This is a genomic window from Cohnella phaseoli, from assembly GCF_003386235.1.
Lineage (GTDB): Bacteria > Bacillota > Bacilli > Paenibacillales > Paenibacillaceae > Cohnella > Cohnella phaseoli.
Genome location: NZ_QRDZ01000025.1, coordinates 74,102 through 91,812, shown reverse-complemented (window position 1 = coordinate 91,812; position 17,711 = coordinate 74,102). Strand labels below are relative to the sequence as shown.

Sequence of the window (17,711 nt, the reverse complement as noted above, 5' to 3'; positions counted from 1 at the left end):
GAATAACTCCCTCATTCCTATGTCGTTTCGTTCTACCTGAGTGTAGATGGGAAAGTTAAACAATTTCTCTATAATTCCTTAAGTTCTTCTTAATGTTTTTTATCGCAAGCTTAAATTTATTCGGCATTTCACGAATTCCCTCAATGCTCGAGTAACGAGGACGAGTTGCCAATCGCTGCCTCCTCCATGCATAATGGACGATAAGAGGTGAGGCGAGTGCTGCGGATTTTGGCCGTTATGGACGATGGACGACTCAGGGAGGACATTCCGCTGGAAGAGCTGACGAATGGGGATGTCAGTTGGTTCTGGGTCGATTTCGATTGTCCGAAGCCGGAGGAGATCGAGCTGCTGGACAGCTATTTTCATTTTCACCCTCTTGCGATCGAGGACTGCCAGCATTTGCTGCAGCGGCCAAAGGTGGACCATTACGAGGAGACGAATTTCTTCGTGCTGCATTCGCTGCATCCAGAGACGTTGATGGCGGAGGAGGTCGACTTTTTCCTCGGACCGAGAGGGATCGTCACGTTCCATCTTGCGCCTTCGCAGGAAGTCGAGGAAGCGTGGAAGCGTATGCTGGATCCCAATTTTCGCCGGGGAAGGGATCACAACTACGTGGCTTATCTGCTGATGGACAAGCTCGTGGACAATTTTTTTCCGACGCTGTACAAGATAGAGGATCAATTAAACGAGATTGAGGATCAGGGAGAAAACAGGGTCGACTTGCAGCGGATGACGGAGCAAATCTACGATATCCGGGCGGATCTGCTGCGCATTCGCCGAACGGTGATTCCGATGCGCGATCTGTTGTATCGGCTGCTCAATTCCGATAAAATTCCCGGAGTCAAAGAGCACCACGCTTATTTTACCGATATTTACGACCACCTGCTTAAACTTACCGAGATGATTGAATCCAATCGCGAGATGACGGCCGACCTCCGGGACAGCTACGATTCCTTGCGCTCCAATCGAATGAATTCGATCATGAAGACGCTCACGGTGATGACGACGATTTTCATGCCGCTTACATTTATTGCCGGAGTGTATGGGATGAACTTCGTTAACATGCCCGAGCTGGAGTGGAAGGCGGGCTATTACATCGTGATCGGAGTCATGTTGGCGCTTGGTCTCGGCATGTACGTTTGGTTCAAACGCAAAGGCTGGTTCGACTGAAAGGGGGAAAGGCCGTGAATCGGGAGCTGCAGCAATTCAAGGCGGAGTTCTTTAAGGCGCTTGCGCATCCGCTGCGCATTCGGATTCTGGAGGTGTTGTGCGAAGGGGAGAAAAACGTCAACGAAATCCAGGCGGTGCTCGGGCTCGAGGGATCGGCGGTGTCGCAGCAGTTAGCGGTGCTTCGCGCGAAAAACGTCGTTAGCGGCGTGAAGGACGGGACGAACGTCATCTACTCGCTGCGGGATCCGCTGATCCGCGAGCTGCTGGAAGTCGCCAAACATATCTTCGATAATCATCTTGTCGACGCGATTTCGCTGCTGGAGACGATCAGAAGCGAGTAAACGCGCGCTAAACGAGGCTAATCGCCGAACGGCGAACATGGCCTCGTTTTTTATATGCCGCAGCGGGTTAAACTCGCTTAAAACGGGGCAAATCCATTTTGACTTTCCTCGGCCAGACTCTTATATTCAATATATTCAAATAATCAAATATTCAAAGATAAGAAGGGTTGTAATGAAACTGCAAAGGTTGGGGAGATTTGCGGGTTACAATGTCGGTTCCTTGCGCCGCGATCTGCTTTCCGGGCTGATCGTCGGCATCGTCGCCATTCCGCTTGGCATGGCGTTCGCGATTGCGTCGGGCGTGAGCCCGCAATATGGGCTGTATACGACGATTGCGGCAGGCGTGCTGATCTCGCTGCTTGGAGGCTCGAGGTTTCAGATCGGCGGCCCGACGGGAGCGTTCGTGCCGGTGCTGCTAATGATCGTGCTGCATTACGGGTACGAAAATTTGCTGTTAGCCGGGATGATGGCGGGCGTCATGCTGCTGCTGATGGGGCTGTTCAAGCTGGGGGCGCTCATCCGCTATATCCCCAGGCCGGTGACGCTGGGGTTTACGGCAGGCATTGCAGTCATTATTTTCTCGGGTCAAATTCCCGGCTTTCTAGGGATGGAAGGGCTGGAAAAGCACGAGCGGTTCCTGCCGAATATGAAAGAGATCGCGACGAATCTGTCGCTGATCGACGGCTACAGCATTGCGACGGCGCTCGTCAGCCTGACGGTTATTTTACTTGTGTCGCGGTATGCGCCAAAGCTGCCTGCGTTGCTCGTCGGGCTGCTCTCGGCCACGCTGATCGCCAGTCTGCTGTTCGACGGAAGCGTGGCGACGATCGGGTCCGCTTACGGCGCGATTCCGAGCGAGCTGCCGGCCTTCCACATGCCGGAAATTACGCTTGAGCGCATCGAACAGCTGCTGTATCCGGCTTTTGTTATCGCGATGCTCGGCAGCATCGAGTCGCTCCTGTCCGCCGTCGTTGCGGACGAGATGACCGGAACCCGGCACGACAGCAATCGCGAGCTGATCGGCCAGGGCATCGCCAACGTCGTTACGCCGTTGTTCGGCGGCATCCCGGCGACGGGCGCGATCGCCAGAACGGCGACGAACATCAAGTCGGGAGCGGTTAGTCCCGTATCGGGCATCGTTCATGGCGTTGTCGTGCTCGCCGTACTGCTGCTGTTCGCGCCGCTTGCCTCCCGCATCCCGCTTGCCGGCATGGCTCCGGTGTTAATGGTCGTCGCATGGAAGATGAGCGAATATCGCAGCTTCGCGAAGCTGCTGCGCACGAAGACGGGCGATTCGCTTGTACTGGCCGCGACATTTCTGCTGACGGTGTTTATGGACCTGACGGCTGCCGTTACGGCGGGCCTTGTGTTGGCGGTCGTACTGTTCGTGAAGCGAATGGGCGGGATGATCAAGGTTGACAAGGTGCTGCCCGATCGAGTCGCCCGCCATGGCAAGGTAGCGCCCGAAGCGGTAACGGAGCAGCGGGATTGTCCGCAGATCCGCATTGCTACGGTGGAGGGCGCGCTGTTCTTCGGAGCGGCGGAGTCGTTCGGACGTGCGCTGCATGAAACGGTCAGACAGTCGCATCGCGTGCTGCTTATCCGAATGGGGAAGGTTCCGATGATCGATCTGACGGGGGAAGCCAATCTGGCCGCGCTTGTTGCGGAGTTTCGCAAGGTTGGCGGTGTCGTGCTCGTGTCCGGCATTCAGGAGCAACCGCGCGAGGTGCTGGAGAGGACGGGGCTCGCGGATATGATCAGGCGCGAGCGGTTTTTCTCGCATACGGGCGAGGCGATCGGCTATGCGCTGACTTGCCTGGACAAGGGAAGATGCGTCGGCTGCCGGCAGTTTGCTTTTCGCGAATGCGCGGAGCTGTCGGAAGAGCAGGCTGCACGCTCGGCAGGGAGCGTCGGCGCTCAGAACGCGGTGCGAATGATTTAAGTGCTGGAGTCGGAGTTTCTGAACGAATATATTTAAGCAGGGATGCCTCGAATAATGTTACCTTCTTTTTCCTCTGGAAGCACTGGAACTTCCGGAGGAAGAGGCCTCGTCCTTCTTCTTGGATTTGCCCGCCGCGCCAAGCAGCTTGGCCAGATAGCCGTTTTTTCGGGCTCGATTAGCGTTTGCGGCCGTCTCCTTTTCGGCATTTTCCGAATTGCCGCGATTGGAGTAGCCGATCATCTCCAGAGCTGCCGCAAGCATCTCAAAGTCCGGCCAATCTTCTCCATCCTCGTCAAGAGTGTCTTTGTCGGTAATGTCCAAGGCCGTCTCGTCTTTGCCGATGAACTCGGCGCTCATCCTCTCGGCAGGCATCCGTTTCCTCTTCTGTTCTTCCTCAACTTCCGTTTCGTTCTTCTCATTTTCGCTGCCGGGAAGGCGGCCGATGTATTGTCCGTTCGAATTGCGCGGCTCTTGGGCTCCCGACTGCTGCGGAATGAAGCCTCCCGATTCGTTTCCGGGGGCTGCTGCACCCGTTGAAGGGAATTGCTCGTAGGCTCCCCTGCGGCTCGGGCCGGACGACGGGTCCAGCTCTTCTGTCATCTGCTGCATGGCAGCCCCTTCGCTATACATGGCGCGGAGCATCTCTTGATTGCCGACGGAAGGCAGTATGGGCTGCTGCCGTTGTAGATGCAAGCCTACCGTAGGCGCATTTCTCTGCTGCCTGTGAGACCCGATCTTCGGCGATCCTCGGCTTCCGGTCACGGGCAGGCGGTCTGACACGGCATTGCTTCGATTACGCGTCATGGAAACCGTCTCCATTTTTCAGATATGCTTTCATCGTACTTTTTTTCGCGATTGTCCGCAATCTTTTTCAGGTGGAAGCAGTTCGGTATACCGTATGAATTGAAGGTACAGGAGCTAATTGCGTGGCAGGGGATGCAGCCTACGGTTCCACATTTTAAATACGGCGGATCTCCCGCTTTATTTTCGGCTGCTGGTCATATTCGGGGCGATTAAAGCGGCTTTCCCGGCTTATTTTTCGGAAAATCAGCTTTTCCCGTAATTAAAAAGGAGAATCCGCTTTATTTTCTGTGAAATAGAAGATTTATCCTATATAAGGCGGAGTTTCCGCTTTGTACATTTATCATGCCTCTGGATCATCTTGGCGAAGGTTTCTCTAAAATAAGTTTTGCTGCCTCTCAAATGTTGTCAGTCCGGCTGCTTCAGCATCGTATTGACATAGTAGAGGTTCTTTTCAGGCACAGAAGCTGTGGAAAGCCCGGGTCGAACGCCTACTTGTCCACACCCCCGTCGCCGCTTCGGCATAAGTAATAGGAGTTGCTGTCGGAACGTCGTCCGCATGGACGGGAGAGGGGGAGGCTAACCCTTGAAAGTCGTCATACTCGCCGGGGGCTACGGCACGAGAATCAGCGAAGAAACGGCGGTGCGGCCCAAGCCGCTCATCGAGATCGGGGACAAACCGATTTTGTGGCACATTATGAAAATTTATTCTCATTACGGGTTTTGCGACTTCGTGATCCCGCTTGGCTACAAGGGGGTTCTGATCAAAGAATATTTCGCCCACTACGATCTTCATGAATCGGACGTGACGTTCGACTTCTCGGCGGGGGGGAAAAGGCAGATACATCAGCGCTTGACCGACCCGTGGAAGGTGACGCTGGTCGATACCGGCAAAGACACGTCGACGGGCGGTCGAATCTCCCGACTCGGCGCCTACTTGGCGGACGGTCCGTTTATGTTGACTTACGGGGATGGGGTCAGCGACGTCGATCTGGCCGAGTTGGTGAAGTTTCATCGTTCGCACGGCAAACTGGCGACCGTGACCGCCGTGCAGCCGGGAGGAAGATTCGGAGCGCTGCGGCTGGGCAAGGAGGGGGTCGTGCAAGGCTTTCGGGAGAAGCCGAAGGGCGATGGCGGTTGGATGAACGGAGGTTTCTTCGTGTTCGAGCCGGAGGCGCTGGCTTACATGGGAGGAGACGATACGATGCTGGAACAGGAGCCGCTGGAAAGCTTGGCTCGAATAGACCAGCTTGTGGCTTACCGTCACGAAGGGTTCTGGCATCCCATGGACACGCTGCGGGATAAAATGACGTTGGAGACGCTGTGGAAAACCGGCGGCGCGCCGTGGAAGGTATGGCGGTCATGAAAGCGGCCAAGTACATCGTGGATTACTTGGTGCGGCAGGGCGTTACGCACGTGTTCGAGATGGCGGGCGGGGCGATCGCTCATCTGCTCGACGCACTGGCCGAACGCGAGGACATCGCGGCGGTGTCGATGCATCACGAGCAGGCGGCTGCGTTCGCCGCGGAGGGATATGCGCGAGCGAGCGGCAAAGTCGGCGTGGCGATGGCGACGAGCGGCCCGGGAGCGTTAAATCTACTGACGGGAATCGGCAGCTGTTATTTCGACTCCGTTCCTTGCGTATTCCTGACCGGGCAGGTGAACACCTACGAATTCAAGTTCGACGATCCGGTGCGTCAGAACGGTTTTCAGGAGACCGATATTGTGAGCGTTGCGCGCCCGTTGACAAAGTATGCGACATTGGTTACGAATGCGAGCAGGTTGCGCTTCGAGCTGGAGAAGGCGTGGGCGATCGCGCGATCGGGCCGGCCGGGGCCGGTGCTGCTCGACATCCCCATGAACGTGCAGCGCGAGGATGTCGATCCGGAGCTTATGGAAGGGTATTCGGATTTGGCTGAAGAAGAGGAAATCGGGTGTACGCTTTCGGTAGAGGAAGTAAGACAGGCTGCGGCAATGCTGCGCGGCGCATCGCGGCCAATGGTGCTTGTCGGCGGCGGCGTCCGTTCGGCAGGAGCAGTGCGAGAGCTGAGGGCATGGCTTGCCGAGACTGGAATTCCGGCTGTCTGTTCGCTAATGGGACTGGATGCGATCGAGACGGACTACGAGTGGAACTTGGGACTCATCGGTTCATACGGCCATCGATACGCCAATCTGGCCGTGGCCAACTGCGATTGCTTGCTTGTGCTCGGCTCCCGACTGGATACGCGGCAGACGGGTACGCGACCGGAAACTTTTGCCCGCGGGGCCAAAATCATTCAAGTGGAAATCGATCGGGCGGAGTTGGGCAGGAAGGTAAAGCTTGATTTGGCGATTCGCGGCCATCTGAAGCCTTTTATGAGCACGTTGGCAGCGGTATGGGGGGAGGAGGCGCAGAAGGGGGATTGGTTGCCCTGGAAAGACAGGCTAACGCGCTATCGAAAGAGATATCCGACTGGAACGTTTGGAGGATCGGGGAGCAAGATTGACTCGAGTCGGCTGATGAAAGCCTCGGATCGTGACATTGATCCGAATCGGCTGATGGAGCGTCTTGGGGAGGCGCTTGGCACGGATGCGGTCATTTGCCTGGACGTCGGGCAGCATCAGATGTGGGCGAGCCAGTCTCTACCGGTTGAAGGCGAAGCAAGGCTGCTGAACGCAGGCGGTATGGGGGCGATGGGTTTCGGTCTACCCGCCGCGATCGGTGCGGCGTTCGCCTTGCCCGGCAGAAGGATAGCGCTCGTGGCCGGGGACGGGGGGATGCAGGTCAACATTCAGGAGCTGCAGACGGTTGTTCATTGGCGGCTTCCGATTTCCGTCTTTGTGTTGAACAACCGTTCCCTGGGTATGGTGCGACAATTTCAGGATTTATATTTTGCGGGGCGGCAGGCCTCTACGGTATCCGGATACAGCTGCCCCGACTTTGTGAAGGTGGCTGAAGCCTACGGCGTTGCGGGGGCAAGGGCGGCCTCCTGGCCAGAGCTGAACCGGCTGCTGGAATCGTTGACTGCCGCGTGCATCGGCGATCCTTTTGTGGCGGAGATCGCCGTTTCTCCGAACGCAGCCGTACATCCGAAGCTCGGCGTAAGCCGCCCGATCGAGGATATGGAGCCGCTATTGAGCAGACGCGAGCTGCACCGTCAGATGATCGTGCCGCCCTTGGAGGAGCCGTAAGCCGGACTTCGGCTTACGGTTTTATTTTGGCTATTTCGTCAGGGGATAGTCCGGTCGCTCCGGCGATCGTGTCGATATCAACGCCAAGCTGCAGCAAGTTGCCGGCGACTTCGGTTTTGGCTTGCTGGACTCCGAGTTTTTTACCTTCTTGCAGGCCCTCTTTTTTTCCTTCTCGTCTTCCTCGCTTCAGCGCCTCGGGAATAAACGTCTTAATCATCTCGCTTACCTCCTTCTCCGTTTGCTTATATTCTCCGTAATGACGGTATAAGTAGTTCAGAATATTCCGCAGCACCTGCAAAATCTTATCCAAGTCTTCAAGCCGTAGCCGACGCTTCCTGCGCAACTCCCGAAGCACTTCCACTGTTTCCTCGATCGTCGCTTTAAGGTTCTCGAATTCTTGAGCGAACAGTCGTTGCTTCTCTTCTTCCGTCCGGCGGCTTGACGCAATGCGGCGCATCCGTTTGCGCGAGCGAAACACTTGCAGAGGCAGCAGCGCGAACAGCTTTCTCTCCTGCATGTCGCGGGGCGTCAGCGTCCAGAGCTTCAGCACGGGCACCGTGTACATGGTCTCCGTCTCGTCCGGCAGACGCAATCGGACGCGCAGCTCTTCGCCGATCGCTTTGTTTTGCTCCAGAAAAATCACGAGTTGCTTGGGGAAAGCGACCAGTTGCACGCCGTCCTCCGCCTTTCCTTCAGCTAGCTCCAACGCTTTCTCAAAGCCATATCTGAACATGCGGATGACCATCGACCTGCTGTTTAGTGTCTGAAACTCGACATGATAGTGAAAAACGCCGCGAATCGTATCCAGCTTCATAAACAGATCGCCGATGATGCGATTGTAATCGTCCGAATCGAATTTGGCGTTGCCGTAATGAATGGATTTTACGTCGGCTCTGGTAAAATTCTCGTCGAACAATCCGTTAAGCAGCTGCAACTGCAACTGCTTGGAGAGTCGGAACAGCACGCTCATCATCTGATCGAGCTTCAGCCGTTCCTTCTCATGCTGCTGCTTCTTATCTGGATTCTTTGCCTTCATTATACACCACATCCCTTCTGTTCCGCGATTGTTCGTCAACGCAAAGAAAGCACACCCCGAGCGCGTTGCCGCGCTATCGGAGTGTGCTTCACTCGTCGCCTTCATTTTAAACTCTGGATAAATTCACTATAGTCTATCCGCTTTAGCGAATCAAGCCGCGATTAATCGTTAAGTAGCGGCCTGCGAGTTCTCTGAACAGATCCTCCTGTTCGCGTCCGGAGAAGGCTTCCTTCGGAGCGATCCAGAATTGCGTCTGATCCAGGAAGAGGAAGTAGTACCGGTCCGTTTCGCATACTTTTCTAATGTCGTTCCAAGGAACGGTGTTGTCGAGATCGTCGGATTTCAGACGGAGCGAGCGCTCGTCCGCAGACAAGGTGAACGGCTTGGCGTAGCGCGCGTCGCTAGCGAATTTGTTCGGCTGGACATAGCATGTGATAAAGTAGAGCAAGGCCAGCAATACGAGCACGAGCAGGGCGATCCATAGCATGTTCAAGTTGGACTTGGTGAAGTAAAGGACAATCTCCAGCAGCACGATAGCCAGTCCGATTCCGTTCGAAACCCAAAATCGGAGCGAATGATGATGATAGTCGCGGATCGCTTTTGTCATATGCTCGCTGTATTTATACGTAATATCGACCAAAACGGTATTCCTCCCGAAAAAAAATTGCGGCTGCGGTCAGACTCAGGGCAACGAAGCTTTCGCTTCCTGCAGAGCGGCAATGATACGTTCCAGTTCCTCGCGTTCCTCAATTACGAGAGAGACGTATCGTTGACGATACCCGCTGCTCGACAGCTCGATGCGGACAAGTCGTTTGTCGCTGTCGGCGCTAATATCGATTTCTTCCGTCGAATAGACCATACGGCTTGCCACGGAACCGACCTCCGAATTCATAATACTAAACTATAGCACATTTTGCCCGAATAGACAGGTCTGAAATTGGTACGTACAAGTAGGGGCTTATGCTATAATGACTCTATGCAATAACGGATTGGCCGCTCAACGAGGAGGAACCGATAATCGTGCAATCGCCGAAGTATATACAGCTTAAAGAACAATTGCTGTCCTGGATCGCATCCGGACGATACCGCCCGGGGGACAAGCTACCGTCGGAAAACGAGCTTGCGGAGCAGTTCTCCTTAAGCCGTCAGACGGTAAGGCAATCGCTCGGAGAGCTTGTACAGGAAGGATGGCTGGCCCGCGAACAGGGCAAAGGAACTTTCGTCGGCAGGCAATCTCCGGAGCGGCGCGTATCGTCGGGCAATCGAACGGTCGGGATCATTACGACGTCGATCTCGGATTATATCTTTCCGTCCATCGTCCGGGGAGTGGAATCCGCGCTTAAGGATAGAGGCTATCGTTTGCTGCTTTCCAGCACCGATCATCGCAAAGACAGGGAGCGCGAATGTCTGGAAATGATGCTGGGCCATTCGGTGTGCGCGTTGATCGTGGAGCCGACCAAGAGCGCGGAGGGAAATCCGAATTTCGATAATTACATGGCGATCGAGGATCACGGCATTCCGATGCTGATGATCAACGAGCGGTATTCGGATTTGGACAACCCCAGCGTCAGGTTGGACGACGACGCAGGCGGTTATATGGCTGCGGATCACTTGCTTGGATTGGGGCATCGGCGGATCGCCGGTTTTTTCAAGACGGACGACATGCAGGGCGTTCGGCGAATGAAGGGATTTATTCGCGCTTGCCGGGATCGCAAGCTTCCAGCCGATGCGAGCCAGATCGTCAGATATTCGACCGAAGATAAAGGCGAACGGCCGCAGCGCATGCTCAGGGAAATGCTGCTGGCCGAGCAGAGACCGACGGCGATCGTGTGCTACAACGATCAAATGGCCGTATCGCTGCTCGATACGGTCAGAGAGCTTGGCCTAAGAGTTCCCGAGGATCTGTCCATGGTCGGCTACGACGATTCGTTCCTGGCGACGGCGACGGAAATTAAGCTGACGACGATCGAGCATCCGAAATCCGCACTGGGGGAGCGGGCGGCAAATCTGCTGATCTCCTTGCTGGAGGACGGCAAGCCTCTACCCGACAAGGACGTGCTGTATGCGCCAAAGCTAGTCGTTCGCCAATCCGTCTCGGAAAGACATTGACGGAGGATCTCGACACACCTGTACGTACAAGTGTATAATCTTTCTAGGGAGTTCAGGGTGGGGATTTTAATAAGCCTCGTCCTTCTTAGGGAGGAAGTGTTATCACTTGTTAGATCAACTTAAGGAACAGGTGTGTCGGGCCAATGCGGAGCTGCCGAAATACGGCCTGGTTACGTTCACTTGGGGAAATGTAAGCGGCTTCGATCGGGCGTCGGGCCTTATGGTCATTAAACCTAGCGGGGTTCCGTACGAAGAGCTGAAGCCGGAGCAGATGGTCGTCGTCGATTCGGACGGCCGCGTCGTTGAAGGCGACTTGCGCCCTTCCTCGGATACGCCGACGCATCTGGTGCTGTATCGGGCTTTTCCCAATGTGGGAGGCATCGTGCATACGCATTCCCCCTGGGCGACGATCTGGTCGCAGGCAGGGCAAGGAATTCCGGCGCTCGGAACGACGCAGGCCGACTATTTCTACGGGTCGATTCCTTGTACGCGGCAGATGACGGACGAGGAGATTGGCGGCGAATACGAGGCGGAGACGGGAAATGTGATTGTCGAAGCTTTCCGCGGCCTCGATCCCGATCGCATTCCCGGAGTGCTTGTGAACAGCCATGCGCCGTTCGCGTGGGGCCAGAATGCGATGAACGCCCTTCATAATGCCGTCGTATTGGAGGAAGTGGCGAAGATGGCCTACCACACTCGGCAGCTTAATGCGGGAGTCGCCCCGATGGGCCAGGCGCTGCTCGACAAGCATTACTTACGCAAGCATGGCGCGAATGCCTATTACGGCCAGACCGGAGATTCGCGCAGTTAGTCATCATCCTATTCTTTTGTCAGGAGGTTACTCATGAGCAAGAAATATGCGATTGGCGTCGATTACGGCACGCAGTCCGGACGAGCGGTGCTCGTCGATCTGTCTAACGGTCATGAAATCGCGGACCACGTTACTCCTTATCCTCACGGCGTTATCGACGAGAGGCTCCCGACTTCCGGCCTCGAGCTGGAGCATGATTGGGCGCTGCAGCATCCGGACGACTATCTGGAGGTGCTGCGCCGTTCCGTCCCGGAGGTGCTTCGGCAATCCGGAGTTTCGCCCGCCGATATCATCGGGCTTGGCATCGATTTTACGGCGTGCACGATGCTGCCCGTCGATGCGCAAGGAGTGCCGCTCTGTCTTAAGCCGGAGTGGAAGGACAATCCCCACGGGTGGGTAAAGCTGTGGAAGCACCATGCCGCGCAGGACGAGGCGGACCGCCTCAACGCAATCGCCGCCGAGCGCGGAGAGAAGTTTCTGCCGCGTTACGGAGGGAAAATATCGTCCGAATGGATGATTGCTAAAATCTGGCAAATCGTGAACGAAGCGCCTGAAGTGTATGAAGCGGCGGATTTGTTCACGGAAGCGACGGACTGGGTCGTATCCCGGTTGACCGGGCAATTCGCGCGCAACAGCTGCACGGCCGGCTACAAGGCGATCTGGCACAAACAGGACGGCTATCCGAGCAACGACTTCTTCAAGGCGCTCGATTCCCGTCTGGATAGATTGACGGAAACGAAGCTTCGCGGCGAGATTTTGCCGCTTGGCTCGAAAGCCGGCGAGCTGACGGAGGAGATGGCTAAGCTGATCGGCTTGAATGCGGGCACGGCCATCGCCGTCGGCAACGTCGACGCGCATGCCGCGGTGCCGGCTGTTGGCGTCGTTACGCCGGGCAAGCTGGTCATGGCGATGGGGACGTCGATCTGCCATATGCTGCTCGGTACGGAAGAAGTAGCGGTCGAGGGCATGTGCGGCGTTGTCGAAGACGGAATTATTCCGGGATATATGGGTTATGAGGCCGGCCAATCGGCGGTGGGCGATATTTTCGAATGGTTTGTGGAGGAAGCCGTTCCGGCTTATGTGAAGGAAGCGGCGGACAAAGAGGGCGTCGGCGTCCACCAATGGCTGACGGAACGCGCGTCCGCGTACAAACCGGGGGAGACGGGGCTGCTCGCTCTTGATTGGTGGAACGGCAATCGTTCCGTGCTGGTGGATACGAATCTGACCGGAGTGATCGTCGGCTACAGTCTGCTTACTAAGCCGGAGGAGGTTTACCGCACTTTGCTGGAGGCAACGGCGTACGGCACGCGCAAAATTATCGACGCCTTCCACAGCAACGGAGTTCCGGTGGAGGAAGTGTACGCTTGCGGCGGACTGCCGCAGCGCAATGCGCTGCTCATGCAGATCTATGCGGACGTGACCAACCGCGAGATTAAAGTTGCCGACTCCAAGCAGACGCCTGCGGTCGGAGCGGCGATGTTCGGCGCGGTCGCCGCCGGCAGCGCAAGAGGCGGATACGACAGCGTCGTCGACGCCGCGAAGGCGATGGCTCGGGTGCGTGAGGAATCGTTTAAGCCGATTCCGGAAAATGTGGCGGTGTATGAAAGGCTGTACCGCGAGTACAGCGAGCTGCACGATTATTTCGGACGCGGCTCTAACGACGTGATGAAGCGTTTGAAAGCTCTTAAAGATGAGGCATCTCGCTAAAGGCGGGCAGTTGTGAAGGAAGCCGTTGTCTTGTTGCGCTCAGCAACAAGACGGCGGCTTTTTTGGCATTCGCTATTTTTAATGTCCGCATCGCACAAAAACTTGACTCCTCTTTACAAATACTCGGCCGGATTTGATCGCTAAAATAGATTTATACGAAACAAGAAAAGGAGAGGTTATGTCGTGAATTCCCTGAAGCGCAAGTGGAAAATCTATGTCATCCAGCATTCTCACACGGATATCGGCTATACGCAAAGACAAGAGAAGATCGAGCAATACCAAGTAGATTTTATCAGACAAGCAGTGGCCGTCTGCAACGCATCCCATTCAGGAGATCGTCCGGAGTGGGAAGGATTCAAATGGACCTGCGAAACGTTCTGGGCGGTTGAGAAGTTTCTGGAGCAGGCAACCGAGGAAGAAAAAGAGCAGTTCGTCTCCGCCTTGCGCAGAGGCGATATTGAACTATCCGGCAGTTATCTCAACATGACGGAATTGATTGATTACGAACTGCTGGGCGTCATGCTTGCGAAAGCCGGGAAATTCGCAGAGCCTCTCGGACTGCAAGTGAGATCGGCCATGACAGCGGATATCAACGGCTATAGCTGGGGGTACTCGCAAGCGCTGGCGGATGCCGGCATTGAACATTTGCTATCGTGCATTCATACGCATCACGGGATGTTCGCCCTCGGCCGCAAGCAGTATCCGTTTTATTGGGAGACGCCCAAAGGAAATCGGATTCTCGTATGGAACGGCGAGCATTATATGGTGGGGAACGAGCTTGGCCTCAACCCCGATGCCACGTTGTCCTATACGATAAGAGACGAATGGTCCGTATGGGGCATAGCGAAAGACCATTGGACGCTTGCGGAAGCTCGAATTTCCCGTTATTTGGGGCAGCTTGAGCAAGAGGAGTATCCGTATGATTTTACTCTCGTGAACGTGATGGGGTTGCTCACGGATAACGCGCCGCCAAGCGGCAAGGTGATGAGCTTTATCAAGGAATGGAACCGGAAGCACGGAGATCAAGTCGAGATTGAGATGACGACGCTTAACCGTTATTTCGATTTATTGAAGCAGCGGCCGGAGACGATTCCCGTTTATCGCGGAGATTGGCCGGACTGGTGGTCCGACGGCGTTGCCTCGACCGCGATGCATACGCAAATCTTCAGAAACGCGCAGCGGACATTAAACGTTGTCAAAAATCTGGACCCGGATCGTAAAGTCGTCAAGCCGGATACGATCGCACAAGCGGAATATCAATTGATGATGTATGCCGAGCACACCTGGGGATACCATTCCTCTATCTCCGAGCCGTGGCATCCGATGGTGCAAGAGCTTGGGGTACGGAAGGAAGCCTACGCGGGCAATGCGAGCAGACTGGTCCATACCGCTTTGGACGATGTTCTGAAGCAGCGGGGAGACGCGTTGCTAAGACCGGATCGGGGCTTCGTCTATAAAGTCGTCAATCCCCACGATTTCCCTGTCGAGGATTTGGCATTTTTCTACCTGGAGGGACAATGGGAGGCCGATTGCTTCAGAGAGGGCTTTGAAGTTGTCGATGAACAGACAGGCACGGTCATCCCGCATCAGCAGGAGGAAGTTAGCAGAGGGTACCAAATTGCCGTTCAAGTCCAGCTTGAAGGAAAGGAAGAGAAAAGATTCTCGATTCGCAATGCCTCGAGCGCGAAGACGCGTACGACAAGCAGCACCCGATTATGCGGCTCCGACGGAATGTACGATATGGCCGACTTGATTCCCCTGGGTCTAAAGGAGCCTCTTCAGCTGGCAATAGCAGAAAACTACATTGAATCTCCGTTTGTGCGTATCGCGTGGAAGACGGGCGAGGGGATCGTTTCCTGGATCGACAAGCAATCGGGCAAGGATTGGATCGACCCCGCTCAAGCTTGCGGAGCGTTCACTCCTGTCTACGAAGTCACCCGCGGTGCGGCCGGAGATCAAATGAACGTTCGGAGAACGATGGGAAGAAATCGCAAAGGGATCGATGCCGAGCGCTCGATCGGGGTGTTGTCCGGCGTTAAACAAATCACGAACGGACCGATTTACGGTATCGTGGAATTGAAGTATCGCGTCCAAGGAATGAGTCATTATTCCCTGTTCCTTAAAGTTTACAGAGAGCAACCCCGCGTGGACGTGTCGGTTCGCATTCATAAGGACAGCGTCTGGGAGCCTGAGAACGTCTATGTGTCTCTGCCCTTTAACAAAGCGGACAACGGGGAGCTATGGTTTGAAAAAGCGGGAGCTAACGTAAGGCCGGGCAAGGATCAAATCCTGGGGACATGTACGGATTTTTACTGCATTCAGGAAGGACTGGCCTTGATTGCGCCTGACAACGGACTGCTGATCGCGACTCCGGATACGCCGTTAATGCAGATCGGGCCGCTCGAATACGGACAACGGCTTGTTCATGGACAGCAGCAAGAGAACGACCGGCAATCTTTATATGCATGGGTGCTCACGAATTATTGGGAGACGAACTTCAAAGCCACCCTCGGGGGATTTTACGAGTTCCGTTATATGCTGCAATGGGGCAGCTCGATTGACAGTGTGAAAAGAGCCGTTCAAATTTGCCGTAGCTTAAACACGGGGACGGTTGCGTACCGCACAAAATAACATTAGGAAAGCAAAAAGGGACCGGCACTCGTTGCTGGCTCCCTTTTTGCTGAATGGAATTGCAAAGCTAGAGAACCTTAAGCCTTGAATAAACAAGAGGGTTCAGAGGGCTAGCGGCTAATTCGCCCGGCTGGCAGCCCGGAAGCCAGTTTTTCAGATCGTTGCGGCGAGCGTTGCTGTCCGGTTCGGCGACTTGGGTTCCGTCTGCGAAATAGATGATCGTCATCACTTCGCGCATCGTCTCCGTCGGATTGCCCGGAGCGCTGTGCAGCGTCCAGCCGTAGTGGAAGGTGGCGTCTCCGGCGGCCATGGCGCCGTAGTTCACTTTCGGCAAGCCTTTGCCGTCCACGTACTGCTGCAAGGTTCGATGCGACTCGTCGGAAATTTCCAGCTTGCTGATATAACCTTGGCGATGGGAGCCGGAAGCGAACGTCATGGAGCCTACCGTTTCGGAAATCGGGACTAGCGGCATCCACATCGTAATCGTTTTGTCCGTATCGAGCGGCCAGTAAATTTGGTCTTGATGCCAGGGAGTATGGCCTCCTCCGGGTTCTTTGAAGAGCGCCTGATCGTGATAGACTCGAACGCCGTCGACCCCCATCAAATCCGCCGCAATTTTGGCAAACCGCTTCGCCAGAACGAAACGGAGCACCTCCTCGCTTTGCTGCCACAGATTCGCAATTTGAATAAAAGCTTTGCCGTAGGTATCGCGTTCCTGCACCGGTTTATCGTGGTAATTCAGCTTCTTCACCCAATAACTAATTAACGGTTCGTATACGTCGATTTCTTCGGGCTTCGCCACTGCGCGGAGATGAATGTGCCCGTTTTGCTGGAAAGCGCCGATTTGCTCTTTTGTCAAATGATACTGATCGTCAAGACCGGGTAGAGATGCAGGCTGCTCCGTCATCTCCGCATTCTTCTGATCGTTCATGTGGGAATTCTCCTTTGATTATAGTTGTTTATTTAATTATGATTATAGAAGAATTCCCCGGAATAGCTTTGCCTAAGTTGATTGAATGTTTGTCAAAAACAACTGTGTTTAGCCAACGGAGGAACGAATCCATGTACGATTTAGGAGAATTGATAGCGGAGAAACCGATCGTCCCTTACATTCGCGAATGCGACTATGCCGTTCGCAAGAGTTGGGTTATGCCGGAGCGCCGGCTGCTTGATTATTTGCTTGTATACGTTCAAGATGGCCGCTGTCGCTTCAAAGTGGACGGTATCGATTACAATTTCAGAGATGGCGATTTTTGCTTGATCCAACCGGGCAGCTTGAACCTGCTTGAAGGGCTTACGGATACGGTTACGCCGTTTGCCCATATGGACATTTTCTATCAGCCCGAACGGGAACAAAGCTTTCCTACCAGGGCTGGGCAAATCGATTTGTCCCCCTACTCGAATTTGCTGCAGCCGAGGTTGAATGACGTATACGGCATCGAAGTGCCCGTTAGACTCCAGCCGCAACATCCGGTCAAGTTCCGCGATACGTTCCTCCATTTAGTAGAATGTTGGCAGCACAGGGAGCCGCTGATGCAGCTCAAGGCTCAGCATGCGGCGACAGAGCTGGTTATGGCCGTAATCGAGGAGCATCAAGCAGTCCATCAGCCGATGCGCCCCTCACCGCAATCGTTTAATTGGATCATGCCTTATTTGTCGCTGCATCTCGACGAACCGTTGTCCATCCGCGAAATGGCCAAACGCGCCAACTTATCGCCATCCCGATTCAGCGCCTTGTTCAGGCAACGGTTCGGCATGGCTCCTTATCAATACTTGCTGGAATTGCGCGTAAGCCATGCGAAGGAACTTATTGAAACGACGGAGCTCTCGCAGGAAGAGATCGCCTCGTACTGCGGATTTGCGAATATTCATCATTTCTCCAAAGCGTTCAAGAAGAAGACGGGCAGACCGCCGGGGGCGTTCCGTCGTTTGCGCTAAACAGAGGGAAAGTGTAGCAGCAACAATAGCGACTGGTTCTAGGATGCTTGACCG

At 55.0% G+C, this 17,711-nt stretch carries 15 protein-coding genes; 10 read left to right on the top strand and 5 right to left on the bottom strand.

Annotated features, from left to right (window positions below; translation table 11 throughout):
- The first annotated feature begins 216 nt into the window (after positions 1-216).
- From corA to DFP98_RS26455, 3 genes are all read left to right on the top strand, one after another.
- Entirely contained in the window at positions 217-1,170 is a 954-nt protein-coding gene (corA, locus tag DFP98_RS26465) for a magnesium/cobalt transporter CorA (RefSeq protein WP_116063637.1), read from the top strand.
- A gap of 14 nt (positions 1,171-1,184) precedes the next feature.
- Entirely contained in the window at positions 1,185-1,511 is a 327-nt protein-coding gene (locus tag DFP98_RS26460) for an ArsR/SmtB family transcription factor (RefSeq protein WP_116063636.1), read from the top strand.
- Between the two features lie 172 nt (positions 1,512-1,683).
- A complete protein-coding gene (locus DFP98_RS26455; protein WP_425455553.1) occupies positions 1,684-3,453 on the top strand; it encodes a SulP family inorganic anion transporter in 1,770 nt (589 codons plus the stop codon).
- Positions 3,454-3,510: 57 nt separating this feature from the next.
- Here the strand turns inward: DFP98_RS26455 and DFP98_RS26450 are convergent, their stop codons facing one another.
- Positions 3,511-4,257 (bottom strand): hypothetical protein, encoded by a 747-nt coding sequence (locus DFP98_RS26450; RefSeq protein ID WP_116063635.1) that lies wholly within the window; start codon positions 4,255-4,257, stop codon positions 3,511-3,513.
- A gap of 583 nt (positions 4,258-4,840) precedes the next feature.
- Here DFP98_RS26450 and rfbF point away from each other — a divergent pair.
- Both rfbF and DFP98_RS26440 read left to right on the top strand, forming a co-directional pair.
- The gene (rfbF, locus tag DFP98_RS26445) at positions 4,841-5,620 is read left to right on the top strand and encodes a glucose-1-phosphate cytidylyltransferase (protein WP_116063634.1); all 780 of its coding nucleotides are present in this window, start codon (positions 4,841-4,843) and stop codon (positions 5,618-5,620) included.
- Positions 5,578-7,425 (top strand): thiamine pyrophosphate-binding protein, encoded by a 1,848-nt coding sequence (locus DFP98_RS26440; RefSeq protein ID WP_246016752.1) that lies wholly within the window; start codon positions 5,578-5,580, stop codon positions 7,423-7,425. The genes rfbF and DFP98_RS26440 overlap by 43 nt, the downstream gene beginning before the upstream one ends.
- Before the next feature lie 13 nt (positions 7,426-7,438).
- Here the strand turns inward: DFP98_RS26440 and DFP98_RS39860 are convergent, their stop codons facing one another.
- From DFP98_RS39860 to DFP98_RS26425, 3 genes are all read right to left on the bottom strand, one after another.
- The gene (locus DFP98_RS39860; protein WP_116063633.1) at positions 7,439-8,461 is read right to left on the bottom strand and encodes an RpnC/YadD family protein; all 1,023 of its coding nucleotides are present in this window, start codon (positions 8,459-8,461) and stop codon (positions 7,439-7,441) included.
- A 142-nt stretch (positions 8,462-8,603) separates the two neighbouring features.
- Positions 8,604-9,101 (bottom strand): YcxB family protein, encoded by a 498-nt coding sequence (locus DFP98_RS26430; RefSeq protein WP_116063632.1) that lies wholly within the window; start codon positions 9,099-9,101, stop codon positions 8,604-8,606.
- Between the two features lie 42 nt (positions 9,102-9,143).
- Positions 9,144-9,332 (bottom strand): hypothetical protein, encoded by a 189-nt coding sequence (locus DFP98_RS26425; RefSeq protein WP_116063631.1) that lies wholly within the window; start codon positions 9,330-9,332, stop codon positions 9,144-9,146.
- A 149-nt stretch (positions 9,333-9,481) separates the two neighbouring features.
- On the opposite strand from DFP98_RS26425, the gene DFP98_RS26420 reads away from it, so the two are divergent.
- From DFP98_RS26420 to DFP98_RS26405, 4 genes are all read left to right on the top strand, one after another.
- Positions 9,482-10,570, top strand: a complete 1,089-nt coding sequence (locus DFP98_RS26420) for a GntR family transcriptional regulator (protein ID WP_247740876.1) — start codon at positions 9,482-9,484, stop codon at positions 10,568-10,570.
- 106 nt (positions 10,571-10,676) lie between these two features.
- Positions 10,677-11,381, top strand: a complete 705-nt coding sequence (araD, locus tag DFP98_RS26415) for an L-ribulose-5-phosphate 4-epimerase (protein ID WP_116063629.1) — start codon at positions 10,677-10,679, stop codon at positions 11,379-11,381.
- A gap of 33 nt (positions 11,382-11,414) precedes the next feature.
- Positions 11,415-13,088 (top strand): ribulokinase, encoded by a 1,674-nt coding sequence (locus DFP98_RS26410; RefSeq protein WP_116063628.1) that lies wholly within the window; start codon positions 11,415-11,417, stop codon positions 13,086-13,088.
- A 183-nt stretch (positions 13,089-13,271) separates the two neighbouring features.
- The gene (locus DFP98_RS26405; RefSeq protein WP_246016750.1) at positions 13,272-15,719 is read left to right on the top strand and encodes a glycoside hydrolase family 38 N-terminal domain-containing protein; all 2,448 of its coding nucleotides are present in this window, start codon (positions 13,272-13,274) and stop codon (positions 15,717-15,719) included.
- A gap of 67 nt (positions 15,720-15,786) precedes the next feature.
- Here DFP98_RS26405 and DFP98_RS26400 read toward each other — a convergent pair whose 3' ends face one another.
- Positions 15,787-16,650, bottom strand: coding sequence for a phytanoyl-CoA dioxygenase family protein (locus DFP98_RS26400; RefSeq protein ID WP_116063627.1), 864 nt, complete (start codon positions 16,648-16,650; stop codon positions 15,787-15,789).
- A 131-nt stretch (positions 16,651-16,781) separates the two neighbouring features.
- On the opposite strand from DFP98_RS26400, the gene DFP98_RS26395 reads away from it, so the two are divergent.
- Positions 16,782-17,657: a helix-turn-helix domain-containing protein gene (locus DFP98_RS26395; RefSeq protein WP_116063626.1), complete on the top strand. Its 876-nt coding sequence runs from the start codon at positions 16,782-16,784 to the stop codon at positions 17,655-17,657.
- Positions 17,658-17,711: the final 54 nt, after the last annotated feature.